Annotated in this window: 24 protein-coding genes; 8 read left to right on the top strand and 16 right to left on the bottom strand. The window is 69.8% G+C overall.

Annotated features, from left to right (window positions below; all coding sequences use genetic code 11):
* Window positions 1-93: 93 nt before the first annotated feature.
* The 8 genes from VFV19_13430 to VFV19_13395 all read right to left on the bottom strand — a co-directional run bounded on the left by VFV19_13430 (window position 94) and on the right by VFV19_13395 (window position 8,430).
* On the bottom strand, window positions 94-759 hold the full coding sequence (locus VFV19_13430; GenBank protein HEX4825302.1) for a diguanylate cyclase: 666 nt from the start codon (window positions 757-759) through the stop codon (window positions 94-96).
* Window positions 760-2,733, bottom strand: a complete 1,974-nt coding sequence (argS, locus tag VFV19_13425) for an arginine--tRNA ligase (GenBank protein ID HEX4825301.1) — start codon at window positions 2,731-2,733, stop codon at window positions 760-762.
* A gap of 50 nt (window positions 2,734-2,783) precedes the next feature.
* The gene (locus VFV19_13420; protein HEX4825300.1) at window positions 2,784-4,385 is read right to left on the bottom strand and encodes a fibronectin type III domain-containing protein; all 1,602 of its coding nucleotides are present in this window, start codon (window positions 4,383-4,385) and stop codon (window positions 2,784-2,786) included.
* A gap of 181 nt (window positions 4,386-4,566) precedes the next feature.
* Window positions 4,567-5,286, bottom strand: coding sequence for a Stp1/IreP family PP2C-type Ser/Thr phosphatase (locus VFV19_13415; GenBank protein HEX4825299.1), 720 nt, complete (start codon window positions 5,284-5,286; stop codon window positions 4,567-4,569).
* Window positions 5,283-6,254 carry a tetratricopeptide repeat protein gene (locus VFV19_13410; protein ID HEX4825298.1) on the bottom strand — a complete coding sequence of 324 codons (972 nt, stop codon included), beginning with the start codon at window positions 6,252-6,254 and terminating at the stop codon, window positions 5,283-5,285. The genes VFV19_13415 and VFV19_13410 overlap by 4 nt, the downstream gene beginning before the upstream one ends.
* 14 nt (window positions 6,255-6,268) lie before the next feature.
* Entirely contained in the window at window positions 6,269-7,372 is a 1,104-nt protein-coding gene (locus VFV19_13405; protein HEX4825297.1) for a hypothetical protein, read from the bottom strand.
* Window positions 7,369-7,830, bottom strand: coding sequence for a helix-turn-helix transcriptional regulator (locus VFV19_13400; protein ID HEX4825296.1), 462 nt, complete (start codon window positions 7,828-7,830; stop codon window positions 7,369-7,371). The genes VFV19_13405 and VFV19_13400 overlap by 4 nt, the downstream gene beginning before the upstream one ends.
* Before the next feature lie 102 nt (window positions 7,831-7,932).
* Complete coding sequence (locus tag VFV19_13395; protein HEX4825295.1) at window positions 7,933-8,430, bottom strand: hypothetical protein; 498 nt, start codon at window positions 8,428-8,430, stop codon at window positions 7,933-7,935.
* Window positions 8,431-8,491: 61 nt separating this feature from the next.
* Between VFV19_13395 and VFV19_13390 the strand changes: the two genes are divergently transcribed.
* The gene (locus VFV19_13390) at window positions 8,492-9,187 is read left to right on the top strand and encodes a site-2 protease family protein (GenBank protein HEX4825294.1); all 696 of its coding nucleotides are present in this window, start codon (window positions 8,492-8,494) and stop codon (window positions 9,185-9,187) included.
* Here VFV19_13390 and VFV19_13385 read toward each other — a convergent pair.
* Window positions 9,174-10,646 (bottom strand): glycerol-3-phosphate dehydrogenase/oxidase, encoded by a 1,473-nt coding sequence (locus VFV19_13385; protein ID HEX4825293.1) that lies wholly within the window; start codon window positions 10,644-10,646, stop codon window positions 9,174-9,176. The two genes, VFV19_13390 and VFV19_13385, sit on opposite strands and share 14 nt — an antisense overlap.
* Here VFV19_13385 and VFV19_13380 point away from each other — a divergent pair.
* A complete protein-coding gene (locus tag VFV19_13380) occupies window positions 10,636-11,877 on the top strand; it encodes a CBS domain-containing protein (GenBank protein ID HEX4825292.1) in 1,242 nt (413 codons plus the stop codon). The genes VFV19_13385 and VFV19_13380 overlap by 11 nt on opposite strands.
* Before the next feature lie 2 nt (window positions 11,878-11,879).
* Window positions 11,880-13,145 (top strand): Nramp family divalent metal transporter, encoded by a 1,266-nt coding sequence (locus VFV19_13375; protein ID HEX4825291.1) that lies wholly within the window; start codon window positions 11,880-11,882, stop codon window positions 13,143-13,145.
* A 19-nt stretch (window positions 13,146-13,164) separates the two neighbouring features.
* On the opposite strand, the gene VFV19_13370 is transcribed toward VFV19_13375, so the two are convergent.
* Together VFV19_13370 and VFV19_13365 are read right to left on the bottom strand one after the other, a co-directional pair.
* Window positions 13,165-13,515, bottom strand: a complete 351-nt coding sequence (locus VFV19_13370) for a sulfite exporter TauE/SafE family protein (protein ID HEX4825290.1) — start codon at window positions 13,513-13,515, stop codon at window positions 13,165-13,167.
* Window positions 13,516-13,523: 8 nt separating this feature from the next.
* Entirely contained in the window at window positions 13,524-14,201 is a 678-nt protein-coding gene (locus tag VFV19_13365; protein ID HEX4825289.1) for a metal-dependent transcriptional regulator, read from the bottom strand.
* A gap of 65 nt (window positions 14,202-14,266) precedes the next feature.
* Between VFV19_13365 and VFV19_13360 the strand changes: the two genes are divergently transcribed.
* From VFV19_13360 to VFV19_13345, 4 genes are all read left to right on the top strand, one after another.
* Window positions 14,267-16,141 carry an Nramp family divalent metal transporter gene (locus VFV19_13360; GenBank protein HEX4825288.1) on the top strand — a complete coding sequence of 625 codons (1,875 nt, stop codon included), beginning with the start codon at window positions 14,267-14,269 and terminating at the stop codon, window positions 16,139-16,141.
* 105 nt (window positions 16,142-16,246) lie between these two features.
* The gene (locus VFV19_13355) at window positions 16,247-16,492 is read left to right on the top strand and encodes a hypothetical protein (GenBank protein HEX4825287.1); all 246 of its coding nucleotides are present in this window, start codon (window positions 16,247-16,249) and stop codon (window positions 16,490-16,492) included.
* Between the two features lie 9 nt (window positions 16,493-16,501).
* Complete coding sequence (locus VFV19_13350; GenBank protein HEX4825286.1) at window positions 16,502-17,329, top strand: hypothetical protein; 828 nt, start codon at window positions 16,502-16,504, stop codon at window positions 17,327-17,329.
* An 8-nt stretch (window positions 17,330-17,337) separates the two neighbouring features.
* Complete coding sequence (locus tag VFV19_13345; protein HEX4825285.1) at window positions 17,338-18,339, top strand: DUF1573 domain-containing protein; 1,002 nt, start codon at window positions 17,338-17,340, stop codon at window positions 18,337-18,339.
* Here the strand turns inward: VFV19_13345 and VFV19_13340 are convergent.
* The 3 genes from VFV19_13340 to VFV19_13330 form a co-directional block, all read right to left on the bottom strand.
* Window positions 18,336-18,809: a hypothetical protein gene (locus tag VFV19_13340; GenBank protein ID HEX4825284.1), complete on the bottom strand. Its 474-nt coding sequence runs from the start codon at window positions 18,807-18,809 to the stop codon at window positions 18,336-18,338. The two genes, VFV19_13345 and VFV19_13340, sit on opposite strands and share 4 nt — an antisense overlap.
* Window positions 18,806-19,369, bottom strand: coding sequence for a hypothetical protein (locus VFV19_13335; protein ID HEX4825283.1), 564 nt, complete (start codon window positions 19,367-19,369; stop codon window positions 18,806-18,808). The genes VFV19_13340 and VFV19_13335 overlap by 4 nt, the downstream gene beginning before the upstream one ends.
* Before the next feature lie 109 nt (window positions 19,370-19,478).
* Entirely contained in the window at window positions 19,479-19,700 is a 222-nt protein-coding gene (locus VFV19_13330) for a hypothetical protein (protein ID HEX4825282.1), read from the bottom strand.
* An 83-nt stretch (window positions 19,701-19,783) separates the two neighbouring features.
* On the opposite strand from VFV19_13330, the gene VFV19_13325 reads away from it, so the two are divergent.
* Entirely contained in the window at window positions 19,784-20,269 is a 486-nt protein-coding gene (locus tag VFV19_13325; protein HEX4825281.1) for a hypothetical protein, read from the top strand.
* Here the strand turns inward: VFV19_13325 and VFV19_13320 are convergent.
* Both VFV19_13320 and VFV19_13315 read right to left on the bottom strand, forming a co-directional pair.
* Entirely contained in the window at window positions 20,247-22,865 is a 2,619-nt protein-coding gene (locus VFV19_13320; protein HEX4825280.1) for an amidohydrolase family protein, read from the bottom strand. The two genes, VFV19_13325 and VFV19_13320, sit on opposite strands and share 23 nt — an antisense overlap.
* Window positions 22,862-24,541 carry an amidohydrolase family protein gene (locus VFV19_13315; protein HEX4825279.1) on the bottom strand — a complete coding sequence of 560 codons (1,680 nt, stop codon included), beginning with the start codon at window positions 24,539-24,541 and terminating at the stop codon, window positions 22,862-22,864. The genes VFV19_13320 and VFV19_13315 overlap by 4 nt, the downstream gene beginning before the upstream one ends.
* Between the last annotated feature and the right edge of the window lie 15 nt (window positions 24,542-24,556).

Raw genomic sequence — 24,556 nt, 5'->3', positions numbered from 1 at the left:
CCGCATCCGAAAAGCCACGCGCTTCGGAGAATAGCATGCGGGAACGGGGGTTCCTTCGCGGACCCCGGCGGCTGCTGCGCGGCGTCCGCGGGCTCAGCCCGTGACGACCTCGGTGCGGTCCCCGCCCGCGTCTTCGCCGAGACGTCGCGCCGCGCGCGCCGTCTCCAAAAAGGCTTCCGGCGTCGTCACTCCGTCCCGTGGAGCGTCGCAGACGCCGACCGTCACCGACGCCTTGACGGGAAGCGACGGACGGCCGCCGCCGGGCGCGCTCTTGACGATGACACGTGCGGCCAGGGCGCGGATCCGCTCGGCGACGCTCCGCGCGCCCGAGGCCGCGGTCTCGGGGAGGAGGACCGCCAGCTCCGCGGAGCCGAGGGGCGCCAGGAGATCGATCTGACGGAGCGACCTCCGGAGCATCGCGCTCAGAGACTCGCGCAGCCGATGGACGCTCCCCTCTCCGTGCGAGGAGACGATCCCGGTCTCGCGGTCGATCCCGACGACGAGCAGCGAGAGCGGGTGGCGGTAACGCATCGCGCGGGCGAACTCGATCGCGAGCGCGCCCTTGAACGCGGATGCCGAAAGCGCGGCACCCAGTGCGTGCTCCCCTTCGACGAGGAGGTCCGGCGGTGCCGCGGCGAGCACCGCGAGCGCGGCATGCGCGTCCGGCGTCGCGACGATCTCCGCGCCGCCGGGGAGCGCAGCGAGCGCCGCGCGGACGTCGTCGGAAACCGGACCCAGCACGAGAACGCGCACGCTCATCTACATCCTCTCGGGGACCTCGATGCCCATGAGCAAGAGCAGCTCGGTCATCCCGTCGTGGTACAGCCTCGTCACTCCGGCCCGAACCCGCCGGAGCGACGGGTTCTCCTCCTGCGCCACCGGAGACCGGTGGTAAAAGGAGTTGAAGGCCTGGGCCAGAATGTAGGCGTGCTTGGCCACTCCGGCCAGTTCGAGCGTCGCGACCGCGTGGCGCAGCACGGAATCGACTCGGGCCAGGAGCATCGGGATCTCCCAGTGCTCGGCGATCGTCTCCTGGGAGAGGTCCTGCATCGTGGCGTGCTCCGCGAGCCACGCGGCCTCCGCCTCCTCCCGGCCGCGTCTCTCCGCGAGCTTCGCGAGGATGTTCCGCGCCCGTACGACGGAGTACTGGAGGTACGGGCCCGTCTCGCCTTCGAAGGCCAGCGCGTCGTCGAAGTCGAACGCGACGACGCGGTTCCGTCCGAAGCGCAGCATGTAGTAGCGAAGCGCCCCGACGGCGATCTTGCGCGCGGTTTCGGCCACGCGTCCGTCGTCGCTCTCGGGATTGCGCCGGCGCACTTCCGACCCGGCGCGCTCGATCAGCGAGTCGACGAGATCGTCGGCGCGCACACCCAGGCCGCGCCGGCCGCTCATCTCGAGATAGGGCTTCGCGCGCTCCTCGTCGCTCAACGGGTGATCCGGGAAGAGCGCGCCGACCGCCGCCGGCGTGAGCGCGACCATCTCGTACGCGAAGTGGATCGAGCGCTCCGCTTCGGACCCGTGACCCAGACTCTTGAGGCCGAGCGCGACGACGCGCTGGAGATAGGACTGGCGGGTGTCGATGACGTTGTAGACCGTCGTCGCGTGCCCGAACGGCGGCGCCCCGCCATCGTCCGCGGCGGGCGTCGTCTCCCACACCGGGTAGAGCGCGGGGCGGGCGCCCCAGTCGAACCGCCGGTACGCGAAGTCGCGACCGAGGAGACCGAACTTCCACATCTGGTACGCGATGTCCTTGCCGACGTACGTCACGGTCCCGTTCGAGCGCACGATGACCTTCTGATCCTCACCCGCGCCCTCTTCGATCCCCGGAAGGTCCATCACCCAGCAGCCCGCGTTCTTCCCCTCGCCCTGGCGCCGGATCGCGCCGTGCTCCTTGAGCCGTGTGAACGCGTCCTCCCAGAAGCGATGAGCGAGGATGTCGCTCTCCTTCGGCAAGAGGTCGTAACGGACCCCGATGCGCTCCATCGTCCCGAGATGGTGCGCGACCATCCGGTGCGCGACGTAGGCGGCCAGCGCCGCGACGTCGTTCCCGCCGGCTTCCATGTCGTGAAGAGTCGCCTCGCGTCGCGCGAGCCGTTCGCGATCGGCGTCGTACCAGCGCGTGACCTCCGCGTACAGGTCCCAGGCGGCATAGTCGAAACGCTGGCTACCCTCGGGATAGCGCGACCGGACCGCCGGCAAGTCCTCGTCCCGGAGCGCCAGGAATCCTACGACGAGATCGGCGACCTGGACGCCGGTGTCGTCGATGTAGTTCTGGACCTCGACCCGGTGGCCGAGGTGCCGCAGGGCCCGGACGAGCGTGTCTCCCAGGACCGCGTTCCTGAGATGGCCGATGTGGGCCGCCTTGTTCGGGTTGATGTTCGTGTGCTCGACGATGATCTTGTCGCTCGAAGGTGCCCGCCGGCGCTCGCCTCCTCGGAGCCACGCGCGGAACGTCGCCGGCCGGTCGAGGAAGGCGTTGATGTAGCCGTTCCCCGCAGCCTCGATGCGCGCGATGCCGGACGTTTCCGGGAACGCGGCCACGAGGCTTTCCGCCAGGAGGCGAGGCGCCTTGCGTGCCGTCCTCGCGAGGTCGAACGAGATCGCGCTCGCGAGATCGCCCTGAACGGGCGTCGGCGGATAGGAGACCGGGACGTCGTTCACGGCGAGGCCGCAAGCGGCGGCCGCCGCACGCAAACCCTCGCGAAACGCGAGCTCGGGATCGAGAGAACTCAACGCAGCGATCCTCCGGGAGGTCGCGAACTATAACAGCGGGCTTTGGGGGGTTACGGAGCGGGGGAGAGGGCGACGGCGTCCGAGCGGCTCGTCAGTCCTTCCGGGGTCACCGCTTCGATCCGGTACCGGTAGCTGACGCCGGGCGTCGCGCCGGGATCGAGGAACGAGTAGGCGGCGGGCGCACCCTCGCGACCGACCGCGGGGATCCAGACGGGATTGACGCGGACGGAGCTGCCGTCGTCATCGAGCGACCGAAAGACGTTGAACCCGAGGAGTCCGCTCTCGGAGTCGGTCTGCCAGGAGACGCGAGCGCCGGAGGAGCCCGCCGCCTCGACGTGCAGATCCGCGATCTCGACCGGATAGCGTGACTCGACGTGCGCGCCCCACGTGTAGCGGTGCGCAGGCTTGCCTTCGCCGTCGAGGTTCCGCACGAGGAGCAGCGTCTCGAGGACGCCCTGCAGCGGGACCGTGATCTCCGCCGATTGGTCGGCGTCGACCGGGAGGGGCACACGATGCATCGTTCCGTCGTTGCGCACGAGGAGGAGATCGGCGCCCCAGCGCCCCGTCACGTCTCCCTCGAAGCGCACGTCGAGACCGCCGGACCGGTCGGCGGAGTGGATGAGGATCGCCGCGGAGCCGAGCGGCGCGACCTCGGGATCGGCCTGGACGGAGAGCGCGGGGAGATCGTCGGCCGTTGCTGCGAACGCCGGGCCTTGGAGACGGGACGCGAACGAGAAGTGCCGGTGGTCGTCGCGGACCCCGGTCAGGAGCGACCAGAGCTGGAAGTCACGGAGCGCTTCGTCGAGGGATTGCCCGGCGACACGGCGGACGGCGCGATCGAGCGCGCCCGACGCGGAACCGCCCTTGCCCATCTCGTCGACGGCGACCTTGACCGCCGAAGCGCCGTCGGCCTGTTCGAGATACGCGAGGAACGCGGCGTTCCCCGTCGCGAGCTCGAGATCGTCGACGATGAGTCCGGCGCCGGATGCCGCGAGACGCCGGTTGATCGCGGCGAGCGTCGTGCCGTCGGGTGCGCCCTCGAGGCTGAGGGTGGTCCAGGCCGCGAGGCTCTCGCCCCATGCCGGGTCGAGCCCTGCGAGCGAGGCGACGAGGTGCGCGTATTGATGCTCCGCCGCGCGGCGCATGCCGGCGAGCCCGCCGTGCGCTGCGGGATCGAGCCAGAGACGGTTGCCGCTCGTGCGTGCCGACGCGACACCCGAGAAACCCTCGACACCGGAGCCGAGGCGCGCGAGCACGATCTCGATCGGTCCCGGGTTCGGCAGTTCGAGCTGGCCCACGAGCCAGCGTTGGGCGCGAGCGATCCCTTGCGCCGCGGCGTCGACCACGTCGGGACGGCCGTTGCCGTCGTCGTCGGTCGGCTCGACGCGATCGAGCGACGAACGGTCGACGGTGAACCGAACCGTCGTCCCGTCGGCCTCGGTCATCCGTTTCTCGCCCACGAGGCTCGGTTCGGTCGCGAGCCAGTTGATCGAGCGGCGCGCCGCCGCCGTGGCGTGCTGCGGATCGCTACGGACCGACTGGATGCTCGGAGTGATGCACGTGGCGGCGAGGCTTCCACCCGTAAGGGTCGTGACGGCCAGCAGGCGGGTGCCCGGCTTGGGCGGCGAGAGGTCCGCGACCGGGGCGGCCAAGGCGGAGGCGGCGATGGCAAAGCCCGCGACAGGGACCGCCCATCGACCTCGACTTTGGGCCTTCGACACCATCAGCGACACTCCACCCTAGGCCTCGACCGAAGAAATATAGTGGAGGGGCACGTCCTCGTCAACGACAAAGTGCTGAATCGCCGGGGTTTATCGCCAGTCGGGCTCTTCTTCAGGCGAACCGCACCACGACGACCGTCACGTTGTCCTCCCCACCGCTGACGTTGGCGGCATGGACGAGGGCGCGGCAGGCCGATTCCGGCTCTTCCCGGTTGCGGGCGACGAGTCCTTTGATCTCGTCGTCCGTCAGCATCGTGTTCAGGCCGTCCGAACAGAGCAGAAAAACGTCCCCCGGCTCGAGCCGGGTCGCCGCCGTGTCGACCAAGACGTCCTCCCGGCTTCCCAGGGCGCGAGTGACGATGTTCCGCATCGGATGGCGCTGGGCGGCGTCGTCGGTCATCAGGCCCAGCTTGACCTGCTCGTTGACCCACGAGTGATCGCTCGTCATCCGGATCAGGTCGCCGCCGCGGAGGAGATAGACACGGCTGTCCCCGACATGGCCGACGACCGCTCCCTCGCCGTCGTGCACGAGGGCCGCGACCGTCGTCCCCATGCCGCGACGCTCCTCGTGGAGGAGGATCGAATCGCAGATTCGCCGGTTGGCCTCGGCGAACGCATCGCGGATCCACGTCGCCGCGTCGTCGGCGTCCTCGCGCTGCCGGGCTTGGAGCAGCGTCTCGATCGCGAGGTGGGACGCGATCTCGCCGGCGGCGTGGCCCCCCATGCCGTCGGCGACCGCGTAGAGGCCGAGATCCGGCTCGAGGAGCAGGTCGTCCTCGTTCGATTCCCGCCGCCGGCCGACATCGGTGAGCCCGAAGGAGCGAGGCTTCATCGCGCCGTCCCGCGGGTTCCCGCGCGTCGGGTATCGACGACCTTGCCGGTCCTGAGCTCTTCGAGCTTGGCCGACGCCACGCTCTGCGTCGGGTCCTGGAGCAGCACGCTTTCGAGCACGTTCTCCGCATCCTTGAACTGACCCGCCCGAAGGTGGGCGAAGGCGAGGTTCAGCTTCGCGAAGACGAAGTCCGGGTTGAGCGCGATCGCGCGGCGGAACGCGGCGATCGCCTCGTCCACCCGTCCCAGCTCGGCGAGCGCGACCCCTCGGAAATTGTGGAGGTCCCCGTACTTCGGTCCGAGCGCGATCGCTTCGTCGAGATCTTCGAGCGCCTTCTCGAAGCTCTCGGCCTTGAGCGCCTTGAGCGCGGCGCGATAGTGCCCTTCGAACTTGTTCGGGGCGGAGAGGAATGCCTCGCGGAAGAACTCCTCGGCCTCGGTGGACATGCCCTCGCGCAGGCGCTGCAGGCCCTTCTCGTACGGGTCGTTCAAGCGGCGCAGCCGGAGGGACAGCACCTCCGCGAACGCGTCGGCCGCCTGTTCGTCCCGGCCGGCTCGGAGCAGGCAGAAGGCGAGAGCGGTGCGCGCATGGTCGTAGTTGCCGTTGCTCGCGATCGCGCGGCGGTACTCGTCGATGGCGTCGTCCGTCCGTCCGAGCGCCTCGTACGTGCGGCCGAGGCTGTAGCGGATGTCCGGGAACTCGGGGCTGACCTCGGTGGCGCGGACGTAGTCGCGCGCGGCACCCTCGAGATCACCGCCCTGCGCGAGCTTCTCCGCGGACTGGATGAACGTCTGGGTGAGGTAATACCGGGCGGCGCGCCGATCGCTCTCGCCGAGCGTCGGCTCGTCCTTGAGCGCCTTCGTGAAGAAGTCGACGGCCTGCTTGAACTCGTTCCGGTAGTAATGATAGATGCCGGACTTGACGTGATAGCTCCCCATCAAGTTCCGGACTTCTCGAAGAAGCCGCATCGTCGATCCCCATTCTATTTCTTTCGAAACGAAGCGGCGGACTTCTGCGTCCGCAGCTCGAGGGTCCGCTTCGTCATCTTCCGGATGATCTCGGGGACGTTGCGGTCGCCGGAGATCATCTTGAGGTCCTTGTTGTTGAGACGCGACACGAAGTTCGTCGAGATCGACGGCGGCGTGCGCGGGTTCCTGACGAGATTCACGGCGACGACGTAGTTCGCCGCCCATTCGCGGTTGATACCCACGTTTCTGAGGACTTCGTCCGAGACGTTGCGCATCCCCGCGATCGCCTCGACTTCGCCCTCCGAGATCCGGGGGTTCTTGAGCACCGAGAGCGAGACCATCTTGTTCGAGTCGCGAACGAGGATCAAGCGCTCCTCGCGGCCGCCCTTCATCGCGAGGATCGCCTTCCGCGCGACGTTCAGGGTGAGGATGCGCTTGTACGCGCTCCGCACGACGAGATCCTCCGACTGCGCGAACTCCTCGCCGTCCATGATCTCGCTCGCCGCGAAGAGCTCGCCGACGTCGAGCTCGAGCATCTTCGCGACCTGGGCCGCTTCGGCTTCCTCGGAGGTGGCATCGATCTCGTCGCCCGCAGGCGCCGCCGCCTCCAGCTTCTTCTGGAAGAACCGGTCGATGAGGTCGAGGAGCTTGCCTCGCTGGTCGTTCCGGAGCGCGGGGTTCACGGAGAGCCGGTCGACGAGACCGGGGATCGTGAGGAGCCGCTCCTGATTCGTGAGGACGAGGTCGATCACCGCCGCGCTTCCCTCGGACGCCAAGGTCGTGAGCGCGGCGGCGCTCGCGTTCGGGTGGAACGCGATGCGCTCGGCGATCGCCTCGTCGCGAGCGCCGCCCGGGGCGAAGTGCTCCAGCACGACCGCGTCGCAGCCTGGGTCGTTGAGGATCTCGACGATCTGAGGCGCCGTGAGCTGCGAGAGGCTCGTCTCCGCATCGTTGCGCACCGCCTCGTCCCCGTCGGACCGCAGGTGGAGGTACAGCCGCGTGAGGACCGCCCGCGGCAGCGGCAAGGCGCCGCGAGCCGCCGCAGACCGGACGGGGAGCGGCGCCGAGCCGGACAGGATCCTGTCGAGGATCGCGATGTGTCCCGGGGCCTGGCTCACGAGCGTGCGCCATCGGCGTCTTCGACGAGGATCGCCGAGCGGATCGCCTTGAACTTGGAGGCCAACGGGCCGTAGCCGAGCGCGGTGAGGCCGGCCCCCATGAGGAGGAGGACGAGGAGGACGATGACGACGACGAGCCACAGGCGCGACGGCACCGGGCCCGTCGCCTCGAGGCGGTCGGACTGCGCCTCGGCCGGCGCGGTCTTTCCCGCGTCCGCGAGCTGCCGCTGCTCCTCGGCGAGGTACGCCGTCGTCATCGCGTCCGGGTCCACGCCGATGAACTGCGCGTAAGCCTTCACGAAACCCTTGTTGAAGACGCCGCCTGGCAGATGACGGAAGTCGTTCCGTTCCAACGCCTCGAGGTAGCGGAGATTGATCTTGGTCGCCTCGGCGATCTCCCGGAGGGAAATCTGGCGCAGTTCCCGCTCGCGTCTGAGGCTTTCACCGAAGGAAGACATGGCCATTCCACGGGGCGAAGGCGCACGGCCCCCGAGCGTCGGATCTACGGCGGTCCGGGCGCGATTGTAGGAAGCCGCTCGAACCGGTGTCAACCGAGCGCCTCATGCGCGTGACCGCCGCTCGCACGCGGTGCGCACGAGGCGCGGCACCCCGGGATCGTGCGCCAGAGCGCTGACCTCCTCGAGGGTCATCCCGCGCAGGAGCCCGAGCGCGACGGCGCGGGGGGTTTGTGCGTGGCGGACGATCGACGTCAGCAGGTCACGGCGCTCGCGCCATGGCGACGCCGCGAGGTGAGCCAGGAACTCGGGCGGAGCGTCGTTCCGCGCGACGATCTTCGAAAGGTCGGCCGCGGTGGCCCGGGGGTTGCCGGCCAGAGCCGAAAGAACCGCGGGATCGGGATCGTCTCGAAGGATCGCGACGATCGCCGTGCTCGGGCGGCGGGCCAGCGTGACGCGTGCACCGAGGGCGAGTCCGGCGCATCGCTGGCGCAGCAGACGCTCCGCCTCGACGCGGACGGGCGCGCTCCTCCGGGCGTCGCAGATCACGTCCGCCAGGTCCCCCCAACGCATCTCCGAGAGCTTTCGCGGCACCGCCCGCATGGGGCCAATATAGGCTCCCGGGGGGCGGCGGCCCTTCCCGTCCGTGGTAGGTTTTTCGTCCGTGGACGCGTCCGCCCTCGCCCTTCTGCCCGTCTGGTACGCGGCTTTTCTACTCTCATTGACCTGTCATGAGGCGGCGCACGCCTGGGCCGCGCACCGAGGCGGGGACGACACCGCCTACCACTCGGGCCAGGTCTCGCTCAGCCCGTGGCCGCACATCCGCCGCGAGCCGATCGGGACGATCCTCGTTCCGCTCCTCACGTACTGGCAGGCGCACTGGATGATGGGGTGGGCGAGCGCTCCGTACGACCGCCATTGGGAAGAGCGCCACCCTCACCGGGCCGCGCTCATGTCGGCGGCGGGGCCGGCGGCCAACCTCCTCCTTTTCGCGGCGGCCTTCGTCGCGCTCCGCGCCGGCCTCGCCCGCGGCGCCTTCCAGGTGCCGGAGACGTTGACGATCGACCGTCTCGTGACGGCGTCGCCCGGGATGCCCGCGTTCCTGGATGGCGTCGGCCGCTTCCTCTCGATCGTCCTCGGGCTCAATCTGATCCTCGCGGTGTTCAACCTGCTTCCGGTGCCTCCGCTCGACGGGATCTCGGTGCTCGCCGGACTGGTGGCGCCGGTCCGCGCCGCGTACGTCAAGATCAGTGAGATCCCCGGCATCAGCATCGTGGGTCTCATCATCGCGTGGCGCGTCTCGCCGTACGTCGTCCAGCCCTTGCTGCGCGCGGCGGTCATGGCCCTCATTCCGGGCTGAGCGCGTCGTCGAGCCGGCGCTCCATGGCGCCGAGCGCCGCGAGCACGCGCTCGCTCTCCGCGGCCGCCGTGGCCGCGGACCAGGCGAGCCGCTCGCTCAAAGTCGCCACGATGCCGGGGAGGAGGCGGCGCACCTCGTGCGGGTCGTGCCCGGCGCCGATGCGCCGGAACACGACGTCCTCGGCGTGGCGCACGAAGGCGAGCGACGTGTCGTCGCCGGCGGGCAACGGTGTCGTCAGAAGCTCCTGCGGTGACCGCGTGCGGAGACCCAGCCGGCGGACGACGGCATCGATCGCGTCGATCGCCATCACGCGCCACGTCGTCAGCTTCCCTCCCACGATCGTGACGAGCCCGTCCTCGTCGTGGATCTCGTGCTCCCGGCTCGCGCGCAGCGTCTCCCCACCGCCGCGTACGAGCGGCCTCACGCCGGTGAACGCGGAGAGGACGTGTGCGCGCGTCAAACCGGCGGAAGGGAAATGGCGGCGCGCCTCCCGGAAGAGCAGACGCAGGTCGTCGGCGACCGGCAGCTCGCGTTCCGGAACACCGTCGTCCTCGATGTCGGTCGTACCGAAGAGGGTCGCGCCGCGCCACGGGATCGCGAAGAGGCGGTGCCCCGGCCGCTCGCCCGCGAGGAGCACGGCGGCGCTCAGGCTCACCCCGCGCAGCACGAGGTGCGCTCCGCGGCTCGTCCGGAGCAGGGGAGCCGTCCGGCCGGCGAGCGACCGGATCTCGTCGGCCCACGCCCCGGAAGCGTTGAGCACCGACCGCGCCCGGAGCGGAAAGACGGTGCCGCCCTCGTCGCGGCAAGCGAGCTCGTGTGCGTCGCCCTCTCGCGAGAGGCCGGTGAGAGCGACACGGGTCCGGATCGTGGCGCCGCGGCGCCGCGCGTCCTCGGCGATGGCCAGGGTGAGCCGCGCGTCGTCGGTCTGCCGGTCGAAGAAGGCGACGCCGCCGCGCGGACCCGGAGCGAGCTGGGGTGCGACCCTCGCGATCTCCGCGGCCGAGACGGCGCCCCCGCGCGGCAGCGACGAGCGGCGCGCGAGCAGCTCGTAGAGCGCGACGCCGAGGCGCACCTTCGTCAACGAAGGCGGCCGCCCCGGCCACACCGGCACGACGAACCTGAGGGGCGTCGCGAGCGACGGGGCCAAGCGCGCGGTCACCTCGCGCTCGCGGAGCGCCTGGCGCACGAGGCGGAGGTCGCCGTGCTCGAGGTAGCGCAGGCCGCCGTGGAGAAGCTTCGTGGAGCGGCTGCTCGTTCCTTGAGCGAGATCGTGCTGCTCGAGGAGCACCGTCGTCAGGCCGCGCGCCGCGGCATCGCGGGCTGCGGCACAACCGGTGATGCCGCCGCCGACGACGGCGAGATCGAACGTCGCCACGTCGCCGATGCTCTCACGGATTGCGCCGCCGCCATCTCGACGGCCGCATCCGAAGATGCCATCCTTCACGGCCGTGAGCCGCACCCACGCGATGGTCCATCTCTCCGAGGTGCTCGGCATCCCCGTGCACGACGCCGAGGGCGTGCGTCTCGGCAAGCTGGACGATCTGCGTGTCGACTCGCAGCGCGGGATCGTCGATCGCATCGTGATCCGCGGAGGCGGGGCGGTGCGCACCGCGGCGTGGAGCGCGGTCGAGACGTTCTCTCCGGAGCACCGCCGCGTCGCGCTCGTCGAGACTGCGGCGGCCCAGTCGTGGCCCGGGCCGGAGGCCGACACGCTCTGCTTGAAGCGCGACGTGCTCGACCGGCAGATCATCGACACGCAAGGTCGGAAGGTCGTCAAGGTCAACGACATCGAGCTCGAGCCCTCGGGCCAGTCGCTCGTCCTCCGGCGCGTCGAGGTTGGCCTCGCGGGTCTCGTGAGGCGCCTGCTCTCCGGCCTCGTCTCGCCGCGCCTACTGAGAAGGCTCGCGGACGGCCTGTCGCAGCAGGGGATTCCCTGGGACTACGTCGCGATGGTCGAGCCGGGCACGTCGCGCATCCGGCTCAAGGTCCACCAACAGATCGCCACGATGCATCCCGCGGACCTGGCGGACATCCTGGAAGACCTGAACCGCGTCGAGCGGAAGCGGGTCATGGCGGCGCTCGATCCGGAGACCGCGGCGCAGGCGCTCTCGGAGGCGGAACCGTCGGTGCAGGCTGCGGTCGTCGAGGCGATGCACGTCGAGCAGGCCGCCGACGTGCTCGAGGAGATGGCCCCCGACGAGGCGGCGGACATCCTGGGAGACCTGCCCGAGGAGCGCCTCCAGGCCGTCCTCGACGCGATGGAGGAAGAGGAGGCGGACGAGGTGCGAGGCCTCCTCGTCTTCAAGGAAGACTCCGCGGGAGGCCTGATGACCTCGGACTTCTTCCAGGCGAAGGCCGGGTGGACGGTCGGCGAGACCCTCGCGATGCTGCAGAAGGTCGACGACGACATCATCCCCGAGATGGACGAGATCCCGCTCTCGGACGACGCGGGAAAGCTCGTCGGCATCGTCCCCTTGGTCCGCCTCGTCCGCGCCCCGGGCGGCCGGCCGGTGACCGAGTTCATGCGCCGAGAGACGCGCGCGGTCACGACGGCGGCGCCGTTCAAGGACGTCGTCGAGCGCTTCGAGAAGTACCACCTGCGCGCGCTCGCGGTCGTCGACGAGTTCAATGACCTCAAGGGCATCATCAACATCGAAGACGTCCTCTCCCGGCTCGTGAAGGGCGACTGAGGGTGCTCCGGAGGGCGTTGACGGGCGCGGGCGCGCGCCTGGCCGCAATCATCGCCGTGTTCGGGCCCGGGATGATCACGTCGAATGTCGACAACGACGCGGGCGGCATCTACACGTACTCGCTCTGCGGCGCCCGCTACGGTTACCGGCTCCTCTGGATCCTCCTGCCGGTGACGCTCGCGCTCATCGTCGTGCAGGAGATGTGCGCGCGCATGGGCACCGTCACCGGGAAAGGCCTCGCCGACCTCATCCGCGAGGAGTTCGGTCTCCGCATCACGTTCTTGCTCATGATGGCGGTCCTCTTCACGAACCTCGGGAATGCCGCCGCCGACTTCGCGGGTCTGGCCTCCGCGCTCGAGGTCGTCGGCGTCAGCCGCTACGTCGCCGTTCCGCTCGGGGCGTTCTTCATCTGGTACCTCATCGTGTTCGGCACGTACAAGACCGCCGAGAAGGTCTTCCTCGTCGCTTGTCTCGTCTACTTCGCCTACCCGATCTCCGCGGTGCTCGCCAAGCCCGACTGGTCGGAGGCGATCCGCGGGACGATCACGCCTTCGATCCCGTGGGACCTGGGCGGCGTCTCGATGGTCGTCGGCATCATCGGGACCACGATCGCGCCGTGGATGCAGTTCTATCTGCAGTCGTCGATCGTCGAGAAGGAGTCGAGGATCTCCGACTACAAGGGCGTCCGGCTCGACGTCGTCCTGGGATCGATCGTCGCGGTCGTCGTCGCCTTCTTCATCGTGGTCGCGTGCGCGGCGACTCTTCATCGGGCCGGGATCTTCCAGATCGCATCCGGAGCCGAGGCGGCGGAGGCCTTGGCCCCGCTCGCGGGCGCCGCGGCGAAGCTCCTCTTCGCCTTCGGCCTCGCGGTCGCGTCGCTGTTCGCCGCGTGCATCCTGCCGCTGTCGACGGCGTACTCGGTCTGCGAAGGGCTGGGGCTCGAAGCCGGTGTCAACCGGCGCTTCAAGGAAGCCCCCGAGTTCTACTGGCTCTACACGGGGATCATCGCCGCCTCCGCGGGGATGATCCTGATCCCGCGCGTGCCGCTCCTCCCGATCATCCTGATCTCGCAGATCCTGAACGGCCTCCTGCTGCCGGTCGTCCTCGTCTTCATGGCGCTCCTCATCCGCCGGAGGAGCCTCATGGGCGAGTTCGTGAACGGCCCGGTGCAGGACGTCGTGACCTGGACGACGACCGCGGCGCTCGTCGCGCTCGCGATCGCCATGGCGGTCACGAGCGCGCTGCCGGGCGCGGCGCCCGGTTACTAGGAAGCTGTCCCCTCTTTTTTCAGCGGCGGAACATCCAGATCGCGAGCCCGACCAGAATCAGAGCGAAGATCTTCTGAAAGGTCGCCTGCGGAACGTGCTGGAGGAGTCGCGGGCCGATCTGCGCGCCGGCGATCCCGCCGAGTCCGATGAGTGCCCCTGCGCGCCAGTCGACGTCGCCCAGACGAGCGTGGCCGAAGAGCGACGCGACGCTGATGAGCACGATCGCCGCGAACGACGTTCCGACGGCGCGCTGCGGCGTGAACCCGAGGAGGACGAGCATCGGCACGACGAGGAAGCCGCCGCCGAGGCCAGTGAAGCTGGCGGCGAGCCCGATGACGACGCCGAGGAGGGGAAACCACCACGAGCTCATGGGTCACCTCATGCGGACTTGGGCCACGGGAGCACGAGGACACGGGAGGCGGCCCGGAACCCGAGGCGTACCGAGCGGCCGCCTTCGGTCCAGACCTCGACGGTATCCATGAGCGGGTCCCTCGCCTTCACGGAGACGCGGCGTCCCGGCATGAGCCCCTCGGCCTCGACGAGACGCAGGAAGTCGGTCCGCTGGTCGGTCACGCGCGCGACCACGCGGTCGGCGTCGATCGGGCAGGCGATCAAGCTCTCGTGCGCGCCGGGCGGCGCGAGCTCACCTCCCGCGGTCGGGATCGGGTCGCCGTGGGGGTCGAACGCGGGTCGGCCGAGCATCTCGTCGATGCGATCGATGAGGCGGTCGGAGACGGCATGCTCGAGGATCTCGGCCTCGGCGTGGACTTCGCTCCAGTTCATGCCCATGACCTCGACGAGGAACGCTTCGACGAGGCGGTGCCGTCTCACGACATGCGCCGCCAGGTGCCGCCCCGCCTCCATGAGCCGGACCCCCGAGTAGGCCTCGTAATCCACGAGCCCGGACTCGGCGAGGGTTTTGATCATGGCGGTGGCGGTCCCCGGGGTCACGCCGAGGGCTTGCGCGATCTGCCCCGTGGGGATTCGGGCGGCCGGAGCCGCCTGCTCCTCGAGGTAGATCCTCTTGAGGTAATCCTCGACGGTACTGGTCGGCATCGGGCGAAGCATAGTTCAGCCTTGATTTTTCGGTCCATCACGATCATATTTTTGATTACTCAAAAATGGACTCTCAACCGGCCGGCTCCCTTCCCGAGGTCCACCGCTCCGTGGCGATCCCGGGCGCCCCGTCGTTCTGGCGCCGCCTGTTCGCCTTCGCCGGTCCCGCCTACATGATCAGCGTCGGCTACATGGACCCGGGGAACTGGGCGACCGACATCGAGGGCGGCTCCCGCTTCGGCTACCGGCTGCTGTGGGTCCTCCTCATGTCGAACCTGATGGCGGTGCTGCTTCAGACCCTTTCGGCTCGGCTCGGGATCGTGACCGGACGCGACCTGGCCCAGGCGTGCCGCGACGCGTACCCCCGGCCGGTCTCGCTCGCTCTGTGGATCCTCTGCGAGGTCGCGATCGCCGCGTGCGATCTCGCGGAGGTGCTCGGCACGGCGATCGGACTCAATCTTCTTTTCGGTGTCTCGCTGACCACCGGCGTCATCGTGACCGCGCTCGACGTGTTCATCCTCCTCGCCGTCCAGCGTGCGGGGATCCGGAAGATGGAAGGGCTCATCTTCACGTTGATCCTCACGATCGGCGCCTGCTACGTGCTCGAGGTCGTCCTCGCGAAGCCCGAGTGGACGCCGCTCGTCCACGGTTTCCTCCCGAGCCTCGGCTCGAAGGAAGCGCTCTACGTGGCGATCGGAATCCTCGGCGCGACCGTCATGCCGCACAACCTCTACCTCCACTCGGCGCTCGTTCAGACGCGAGAGGTACCGCGGACGCCGAGCGGGGCGCGCCTCGCGACGCGCTTCAATCTCATCGACTCGGCGGTCGCGCTCAACGGGGCGTTCTTCGTCAACGCAGCGATCCTCGTCCTCTCGGCGGCGACCTTCCACCGGAACGGGATCGTGGTGACCGAGATCCAGCAGGCGCATGGCCTTCTGGCACCGCTCCTCGGAACGAGCCTCGCGAGCGTCGCGTTCGCGATCGCGCTCCTGTGCGCGGGACAGAGCTCCACGATCACGGGGACGCTCGCGGGCCAGGTCGTCATGGAGGGGTTCCTCCAGTTCCGCATGCGTCCGTGGCTCCGGCGCCTCGTCACGCGCGCGGTCGCCATCGTCCCCGCCGTCGTCGTCGTCGCGGTATACGGCGACCAGGGCACCTACAGGCTCCTGATCCTCTCGCAGGTCATCCTGTCCCTGCAGCTCCCGTTCGCCGTCGTCCCGCTCGTGCAGTTCACCGGCGATCGGGCGTGGATGGGCTCGTTCGCCTCGGGCCGCACGGTGAAGGCGCTCGCGTGGCTGTCCGCCGCCGTCATCGTCGGTCTCAACGGGTGGCTCGTCGCGGGAGAGCTCGGGGTCACGCTGACCGGCGCCACGCCGTGGATCGTGAAGGCCCTTCTCGTCGCGTCCGTCTTGGGGATCGTCGGGCTCCTCGCCTACGTCCTCGTCGCCCCGCGCGCCCGGCCGCGAGCGACGCTCGAGGAGGCCGTTCCCTGGACGTCGCCCGTGCCGGACGACCACGGCTACCGGCGGATCGCGATCGCGCTCGCCGCCGACGCGGGCGATCCGGCGGTGCTGACGCACGGCATCTCGCTCGCGCGCTCGTACGGGGCGCAGGCGCTCATCGTCCACGTCGCCGAAGGGTTCGGCGCCCGGTACTTCGGAGGCGCCGCGGACAACCTCGAGACCCGCGACGATCGCGCCTACTTGAACCGCCTGAGGGACGACGCCGCGAAGGCGGGTGTCCGGGCCGAGGCGGTCCTGCTCTACGGCTCGCCGGTGGAAGAGCTCGTCGCCCTCGTCGAGCGGGAGAAGATCGATCTCCTCGTGATGGGGGCGCACGGGCACGGCCCGCTCGGCGACATCCTCTTCGGCTCGACGGTGACGCCCGTCCGGCACCGCGTGAGCATCCCCGTGCTCGTCGTCCGCGCGGACAAGGTCTAAAGCGGCGACTCTAGCGGCGTTTCCTTCGGCCGGATGGTCGATCGTCCCTTCAGAGCGTATCCTTCGCCTCGCGAGGTGGGAATGGAGCTCGGTCGGATCAGGTCAATGGCATGGGTGTGCGGAATCGTTCTGGCGGGCGCCGCCTTGGCGGCAGCGCCGGCACCGGAGGCGCCGAAGCCGGCGGAGGGCCCGAACCCTTCGACGACCACGGGCCCGCAGCCGAAGATCGCCTTCGACAAGACCGAGCTCGACCTCGGCGACGTCGTGCGGGGCGACGACGCGGTCGCGACGTTCACCTATCACAACGCGGGAACGGCACCGCTCCACATCCTGTCGGCAAAACCTGGCTGAGGCTGCACCGTGGCCTCGTTCGACGAGGTCGTCCTGCCCGGGCAGGCAGGAACCATCAAGGCCAGCATTCATACGACGAGCTATCACGGCGCGATCCAGAAGGGGATCACCGTCAACCATGACGACGGCACGCAAGGCTCGATCATGCTGTCGGTGAAGGCGAACATCGTCGGCAGCGTGACCGTCTTCCCGTATCCGAGCCTGACGATCGCGCCGCGCATGAAGGGAATGAAGACCCCCGCGTTTCTCCTCATCCGCAAGGACGATTCGGAGAAGGGCGATCTGGTGCTCGACGACCTCAAGGCCAGTGTGCCCTGGATCAACGTGTCGGCGCGGAAGGTGACGAGCCCCGAGCCGGCGATCGAGGGGCTCCCGGCGACCGCGGCGGGCGATTACGTCCTCTCGGTCCAGGCCGAGCATCCTCCCGTCGGCGGGTCGTCTCAGACGATCTCGTTCAAGACGGGGCTCGCGCGCGAGGCGACCTTCTCGATCCCCGTCGTCGTCAGCGTGCGCGCGCCGATCGTCGTCCAGCCGGCGGAGCTCGTGCTTCAGCCGAAGGCCGAGAGCCCGGACAGCGCGACGGGGCAGGTCCTCGCCTCGATCCGTGACGACCTCGACACGAAGAAGGTCGCCGTGACCTCCGACGACAAGGCGTTCGTGGCGCGTATCGAGAACCCCGGAGAGCGCGCCTTCCGCGTCGTCGTCGACTGGACGAAGCACGGGAAGAAGCCGGCGCTCGAGACGAAGCTCCACATCAACGCAGAGGGGGAAACCACGGAGGTCCCGGTCCGGGTCGCCACGCCCGTCGCCGGGCTTCCGTCGCCGGCGGCTCCCTGAGCCTCGGGATGCGGGCCGCGCTCGCGGTAGCAGCCATCGTTCTCCTCGCGGGAGCACCGCGGGCGGACGACGTCGCGCCTCACATCGCGTTCGACGTCACGGACGTCAACGCCGGCGACGTGATCCGCGGAACCGACGCCGTCGCCGTCTTCACGTATCGCAACACGGGCACCGCCCCGCTCCACATCACCGCGGCGAAGCCGGCCTGCGGGTGCACCGTCGCCACCTTCGATGCCGAAGTCGCCCCCGGCGCGACCGGGAAGCTGAAGGCCGAGGTGCACACCGTCGACTACAAGGGGCCGATCGGGAAGGAGATCACCGTCCATCACGACGACGCCGCGCAGGGCCCGATCATGCTCACGGTGCGGGCGAACGTCGTCGGCAGCCTGGAGATCTACCCGACGCCGTCCCTCACGATCGGCCCGCGGATGAACGGATACGGGAAGCCCGCGTACGTCCTGCTCCGCAAGGACGATACCGAGTCCGGCGTCTTCGCGCTCACGGCGCTTTCCGCGAGCGTCCCGTGGCTCGCCGTCTCGGCGAGGAAGGTCACGCAGGCGGAGCCGCCCGCCGATTGGCTCCCGGCGGCGCACCCCGGCGACTACATCGTGTCGATCCAGACGAAGAAGCCTCCGCTCGGCTTTTCCCAGCAGAAGGTCACGTTCAAGACCGGCCTCGCGCGCGAGCCGGTCTACACGATTCCGATCACCGTCCACGTTCGTGCGCCGGCCGATCTGAACCCCGAGTCGCTCGTGCTCCAACCGGTGCCGGACGCTCCTGGGACCGCCACCGGTGCGATCGTAGGGTCCGTCCGCGACGATCTCGACCCGGCGGCGGTGCGCGTCCGCTCGGACGACCCGGCGTTCGTCCCTAAGATCGAGCACCCGGGCGAGCGCGCCTTCCGGCTTCTCGTCGACTGGAAGGCTTCGGGGCACGCCGGTCCCGCGAAGACGACGGTGCACATCGACGTCGGGGACGAGACCGTCGACGTGCCCGTCAGCGTTCGCTAGGCGGCGGTTCCTCCGCGCGGAGAGCGGGACTCCAGCCGGCTGACGATCCGGCGGAGCGACTCGACCGGCAGCGCGACCTCGAACCGTCCGTCGCGTGAGTGGACCGAGATGACGAGCTCGCGGCCCGACTTCGCGATCCGCACGTGCTCCGCGTCGTCCTGCACGTCGACGAGGACGGCGTCGGGGAGATCGGCGAGACGATCCACGGTCGCGTGGAGCGCCGGGAGGAGCCCGGCGAGCTGGGGATCGAGCTCGAAATCGTGGGGGAGGGGACACAGCTCGATCGCCGTGTTGACGAGGATGCCGGGCAGGGTGAAAGCGAGATCGGTCCCGTCGTCTTCCGTCTCGTGGACCGCGACGCGCACGCTGCCCGAGCGGTGCCACGCGTAGGCGGTCGCCCCGGCGGTGCCGGTGAGGAGCACGCCGAGCGCAAGCACGATCGCAAAGGCGAGGCGCTCTCCCCGGCTCATCGCGCGTCTCCGGAGGGCGCCGACGGCGCGTCGTCGATCCAGATGCGGACGTGGCTGTCCTCGTCCTCGACCGTGACCAGGTCGCCCGCCGGCGCGCTCGCGAGCGCCCGGACGAGCGCATCAACGTCGACGTCGTCCCGTCCGCCGCCGAGAGCGGCGTCGACGATCGCGACCGGAACCTTCATCCGGACGTGACCGCCGTCGTGCTCGTCGACGTTGACGAGGAGGAGCCCGCCGTTCTTCGCGACCCGGACGTTCGCGTCGTCGTCGTGGACGGTGACGTACTCGCCGTCCTTCGCCGCGCGCACAGCGGCCCAGTAGCCGCGCATCTCCTGAAGGTCGGTCCCGTGACCGTCGAGGCGGATGTGTCCGGAGCCGTGCCGGTTCTTGATCAGGGGCATGAGCCCGGAGACCATCTCGATCGGCACCTGCACGTCGACGTGGGCGTGACCTTCGTCCCGCTCGTCGACCCGCACGTGGATCCAGCGGTCCGCGGCCCTCACCTGCGCCCCCCACGCGACCGCCCCCGCGATCGCCACGATGGCCGAGATCTTGTTCATGGCGTCCCTCCTCGCACTGAGAAACGTGGGAAGGGGCGAAACGTTGCGCCCGGGCCGACGGACGGCCGCCTCTTCCGGGTGAGCGGTACCGCCCGGAGGGTGAGCGGCGTCAGCGCACGCTGCAGCCGCCGCCGCAGGCCGGGTGCTTCTGGGCGAACTCGTCCTCCGCGATGGGGACCTCGACGATCGTCCGGTTCACCGCGGCGTCGCAGCCCGCCGTCTCGCATTCGTAGGTATAGGCGTTCCAGCCGTCCCGCGGTGCATAGGAGGCCAGGGTCATGTAGTTGAGGCACCGCCCGCAACGGACCGAAAGATCCCGGATGTTGATCATGCGGTTAGGGTAGCAAGGAACCCTTGACCTCCGGGCGGCCGCGGGCGCACCCTCGGAACAGCGCCGGCAGAAAGGAGGCCGAGATGGCCGAAACTCCTCTGGGGTCGCACGAGACCCCCGAAGAAGTCCTCGAGTCGGAGATCCGGGAGCTCGAGAAGCGCACGCTGAACTCCGGCTGGCTGTGGGGGGCGGCGGCGCTCTCCCTCGTCCTCCTCGCGGCGGCGGCGTTCCTGATCACGTTCTGGGACTCGCGCCAGGCGATCGCCCACCGCGGGCCCGGCGCTCCGGAGGCGATGACGCTGAGCGGCCCGCGGGGCGCCGTCGATCGCAACGTCGTTTTCCGTTGGGCGCGGGTGGAGGGTGCGGACTCCTACATCGTGTGGGTCAAGGGCGACGGCGACGAGGACGAGTTCATCCGCCCCGTCCACGACACCTTTCTCCAACCGTCGGACACGGAGGTGTCGAACCTGAACCCCGGCACCTACACGTGGTCGGTCGAGGCGCGGTCGCCCCAGGGCCAGCCGATCGGTTACGGCGAGGCGAAGTTCACGATCCCGCCCGGGCAGTGACCGCGGGCCGCGAGCGGTACTTCTCGTACAGCCGGACGTGCTTGGTGTCCTTCACGTCGACCGGCTGTCCGTCGATCCACTCCTGCAGCACGTGCGTCGCGATCTCGAGCGGATCTCCGTCGGTGACGACGAGGGACGCCGACTTGCCGGTCTCGATCGATCCGAGCGCGTGGTCCACGCCGAGGATCTTTGCCGGTGAGAGCGTGATCGCCTTCAGCGCGTCGTCCTTCGCGAGGCCGAACGCCGCCGCCATCGCGGCGTGGTACGGCAGGTTGCGCGTGTTCCAGGCGCCGAAGCCGCCTCCGCCGCCGGTGATGCAGAACTCGACGCCCGCGGCCGCGAGCCGCGCCGGAACGGTGTAGGCGGCGTCGTAGGGCTCATCCTCTCGTCGCGGCAGCGCGAGCACGCCGTCGACGATGACCGGCACGTGCTTGTCGTGCAGGAGCGTCGCGACGCGCGCGACGTCGCCGGCTCCGAGGAGAATCATGCGGACGCCCTCGGACTCGGCCCACGCGATCGCGCTCTTGATCTGACGGATCTCGCTCGCCTGCACGATGACCGGCGCCCGCCCGTCGAGGACCGGAAGCACCGCCTCGAGGGCGGGATCGGGCTCGAGCGCGCGGCCGCCGGCCCCCTTCGCGTCCTTCGCCTTCGCGTAAGCGCGCGCGTCGTCGAACAGCCCGTGGATCTTCTTGATCGCCTCGTCGCGCTCCTTCTTCTGGTCTTCCTCCGAGGGCGGCGGCGTGCCGCCGAACCGCTCGCGCCGGGGCGTGAACGAGGGCCACTGAATGTGGAGCGCGACGGGGGACGCGGCCTGGAGGTCTTCCCAGGTCCAGCCGGAGAGGCGGATGAGGGCGGAGGTGCCTGAGACGAGCCCTCCGTCGGGAGCGGCGAGGACGTGAGTGACGCCGTTCACGCGCGTGACCGGGATCAGCTCGGAATCGGGATTGACGGCGATCGCCGTGTTCGCCTGCGGATTCAAGCTTCCGGTCTCCGCGATGTCGACGCTGCCGGCGACCGAGCCGATCTCGGTGAGACCGAGGGCGGTGTTCGCGTCGATGAAGCCGGGGTAGACGTGGCGTCCGGTCGCATCGACGACCCTGGCACCGGCGAGCGGCGCAAGCTTGGCGCCGACCTCGACGATCTTGCCCGCGCGGAACGAGACGGTGCCGTCCTCGATCGTCGGGCCGGAGACGGTGTGGATCGTCGCGTGGACGATCGACACCGTGGACGTCGTGGGCCCGAGGCGGTCCTTCCACGCCGGCGGCACAGCGGCCGGGACTTGCTTCGGCGGTTCGGCCGCCGTCTCCTTCGCGGCGGCCGGCGACGCGTTCCCGCGGATCGTCGCGATCGCGTCGGCGCGCCGCTTCTCGCGCGCCTCGCGATCGACGAGGTCCTGCGCGCGATCGAACTCCTTGACGCCGTCGACCCACGTCTGCTCGGCGACCGAATAGACCGAGAGGGGAGGGCCCGACCAGACGACGAAGTCGCCGTCCTTCCCCGGTTCGAGCGACCCCGTCCGGTCGTCGATGCCGAGCTGCTTCGCGGGGTTCAGGGTCACGAAGTCGAGCGCGTCGATCTCGGGAACGCCGCCGTACTTCATCGCCTTCGCGGCCTCGAGGTTGAGGCGCCGCGCCAGCTCGTCGGAGTCCGAGTTGAACGAGACGACGATGCCGTGCTCCCGCATGAGCGCGCCGTTGTACGGGATGGCGTCCCACGCCTCGAGCTTGTACGCCCACCAGTCCGAGAACGTCGACCCGCCGGCGCCGTGCGCCGCGATCTCGTCGGCCACCTTGTACCCTTCGAGGACGTGCTGGAAGGTGCCGACCTTCACCCCGAACGCCTCGCAGGTCCTGATCAGGGCGAGGATCTCGTCCTGGCGATAGCAGTGGCTGTGGATCTTCCGCTTGCCGTCCAGGATCTCCGCGATCGCCTCGAGCTGGAGGTCGCGGCGCGGCGGCTCGCGGCGCTCCTTGTCCTTGGCTGCGAGCTTGTCGTAGGCCTGCCATTCCTCGCGGTAGTGGCGCGCGGCGGTGAACGCCGCCGCGATCGAGTCCATGACGCCCATGCGCGTCTGGGGGTAGCGCACGGGACGCGCGCTGTCGCGGAAGTTCGACTGCTTGGGGTTCTCGCCGAGGGCGAACTTGATCCCCTTCGGGGCGCCGGGCACGAGGAGGCGATCGCGGCTCGAGTTGTAGTGGAGCTTGATGATCGCGTCCTGGCCGCCGATCGAGTTCGCCGAGCCGTGGAGGCTGTGCGCCGCCGTGAGCCCGCCGGCCAGCTCGCGGTAGAGCGCGACGTCGCGCGGATCGAGGACGTCGTCGATGCGGACCTCCGCGGTCACGTTGTTCGACCCTTCGTTGACCCCGCCGCGGATCGCCGTGTGGCTGTGGCAGTCGATGAGGCCCGGCGTGACGTGCTTGCCCTTGCCGTCGACGACGACGGCCCCGGAGGGTGCGGTGAGTCCCGCCCCGACCTTCACGACCTTCCCGTCCTGGACGAGAAGGTCGGCGTGCTCGAGCTTGCCCTGAGGACCTTGCGTCCAGATCGTCGCGTCGCGGACGAGGACAGCGGCGGCGAGAAGAGCCGGAATCATGACGCACCTCCCTCGGGCCCGTGCGTTCGTGTCCCCTTGAGCTGCGCCGATCGTGGACCCATCTCCATCGTGCCCTCGAAGGCGTCGCCGTTCACGATCACCGTGACCTCGTTGGCCCCGCGGCCTTCCGACGCCGGGAACGTGACGGTGAGCGCATTGCCCGCGAGCTCGACCTTGTCGAACGTCACGACCCCCGCGCGCGTCTCGGCGGTCCCCGTGTAATGCCCCTTCTCGCCGGCGATCGTCCAGGTCCTCTGCAACGGGTTGCTTCCGATCTCGATGACGACCGACCACGTGCCCCGGGGATCGACGACGGCGTTCGGATCTCCCTTGGGCTTCGCCTTCTCGTCGATCGCGTAGTCGTACCCGTCGACGAAGACCCGGCGCACCTTCGAGTCCTTCTTGAAGACCGGACCGTCGGTCAGAATGAGATCGGCCACCTTGCCCGCCTCGATCGTGCCCATCGTCCGATCGACGCCGAGGAGCTTCGCCGGCGTCACGGTCAGCGCCGCGAGCGCGGCGTCCTCCGGGAATCCCGCGTCGAGCACCTTCCGCAAGTTCGCAGCGAAGTCGGCATTGTTCTTCAAGCCGTGCGCCGAGAAGGCGAGCTTGATGCCGGCGTCCGCGAGCGTCTTCGGCGCCGCTCCTGCCTTCACGTAGCGCTCGAGCTGCTTGAGCGTGACGTCGAGCGCGTCGTCGGGATCGTCGACCTTCGGCTTGTCGGGAAACCGCAGGGGATAGACCAGCACCCGCCCCGTCTTCGCCACCTGATCCGCGATCTCCGCCTCGGTCCCGGATGCGACGGCGACGAGGTCGAGATCGAACTCGCGCGCGATACGATCGGCGAGCAGGATGTCGTCGGCCGAGGCCGCCTCGAAGAAGACCGGCTGATGGCGGGAGAGGAGCGGCCGGAGCGCCTCGAGCGCGGGCAGCCGCTCGGGGCGGGGCATCCCGGCGGGGTTCTTCTCGTACCGCTCGCTCCACGTCACGTAGCGCTGCGTATCGAGGAGCGCCTGGCGCACCGCCGCGGCCGCGCCCATCAGGCTGTTCGGGTACGTGTCGCCGAAACCGCCAGTCTCGAACGCGAGGTGCTGGGCCACGCCGTCGCGCACGATGAGATCGGCGACCGGCGCCTCGTCGCGAAGGAGCACGAGCGCGCTCGTCCCGCGGAAGATCCCCTTTCCGGGAGCGGCGAGGAGCGCGGTGAAGCCGAGACGCCGCCACGAGTCGGCGTCGCGCTTGCGGTCGCCCTCGAACGTGGGGAGCGTGTCGGCGATCCGGCGCTCGGGCCGGATGGCCGCGACCGGGTAGACGGGCCCGGTCTCGGGCTCGCGGGCGGTCCTCGCCCGGCCGCGCTCCGCGGGGGCGGCGGCCGGCGCGTCGGCGCCCGGCGTCCAGCCGCCCGCGTCGATGAAGCCGGCGTACACGAATTTGCCCTTGCCGTCGATCACGACCGCGTCGGCAGGCGCCGCGAGGTCGTGCCCCACCGCATCGATGAGCCCGTCGCGGATCACGACGGTTCCCGACTCGATTTTCTGCCCCGGCGCGGTGACGACCGTCGCCCCGGTGATCGCGTAGATCCTCGGCCGTGCCGCCCGCGCCGTGAGCCAGCCCGCGGCGACGACGGCGCCCAGCACGAGAATCCCCGCGCGTATCCCTGACCGCTTCGAGATCATGAGGCCCCCCCGCCA

This window comes from Candidatus Polarisedimenticolaceae bacterium, assembly GCA_036275915.1.
Lineage (GTDB): Bacteria > Acidobacteriota > Polarisedimenticolia > Polarisedimenticolales > DASRJG01 > DASRJG01.
The sequence above is the reverse complement of the archived record's forward strand: the minus strand, read 5'-3'. Positions and strand labels throughout refer to the sequence as shown.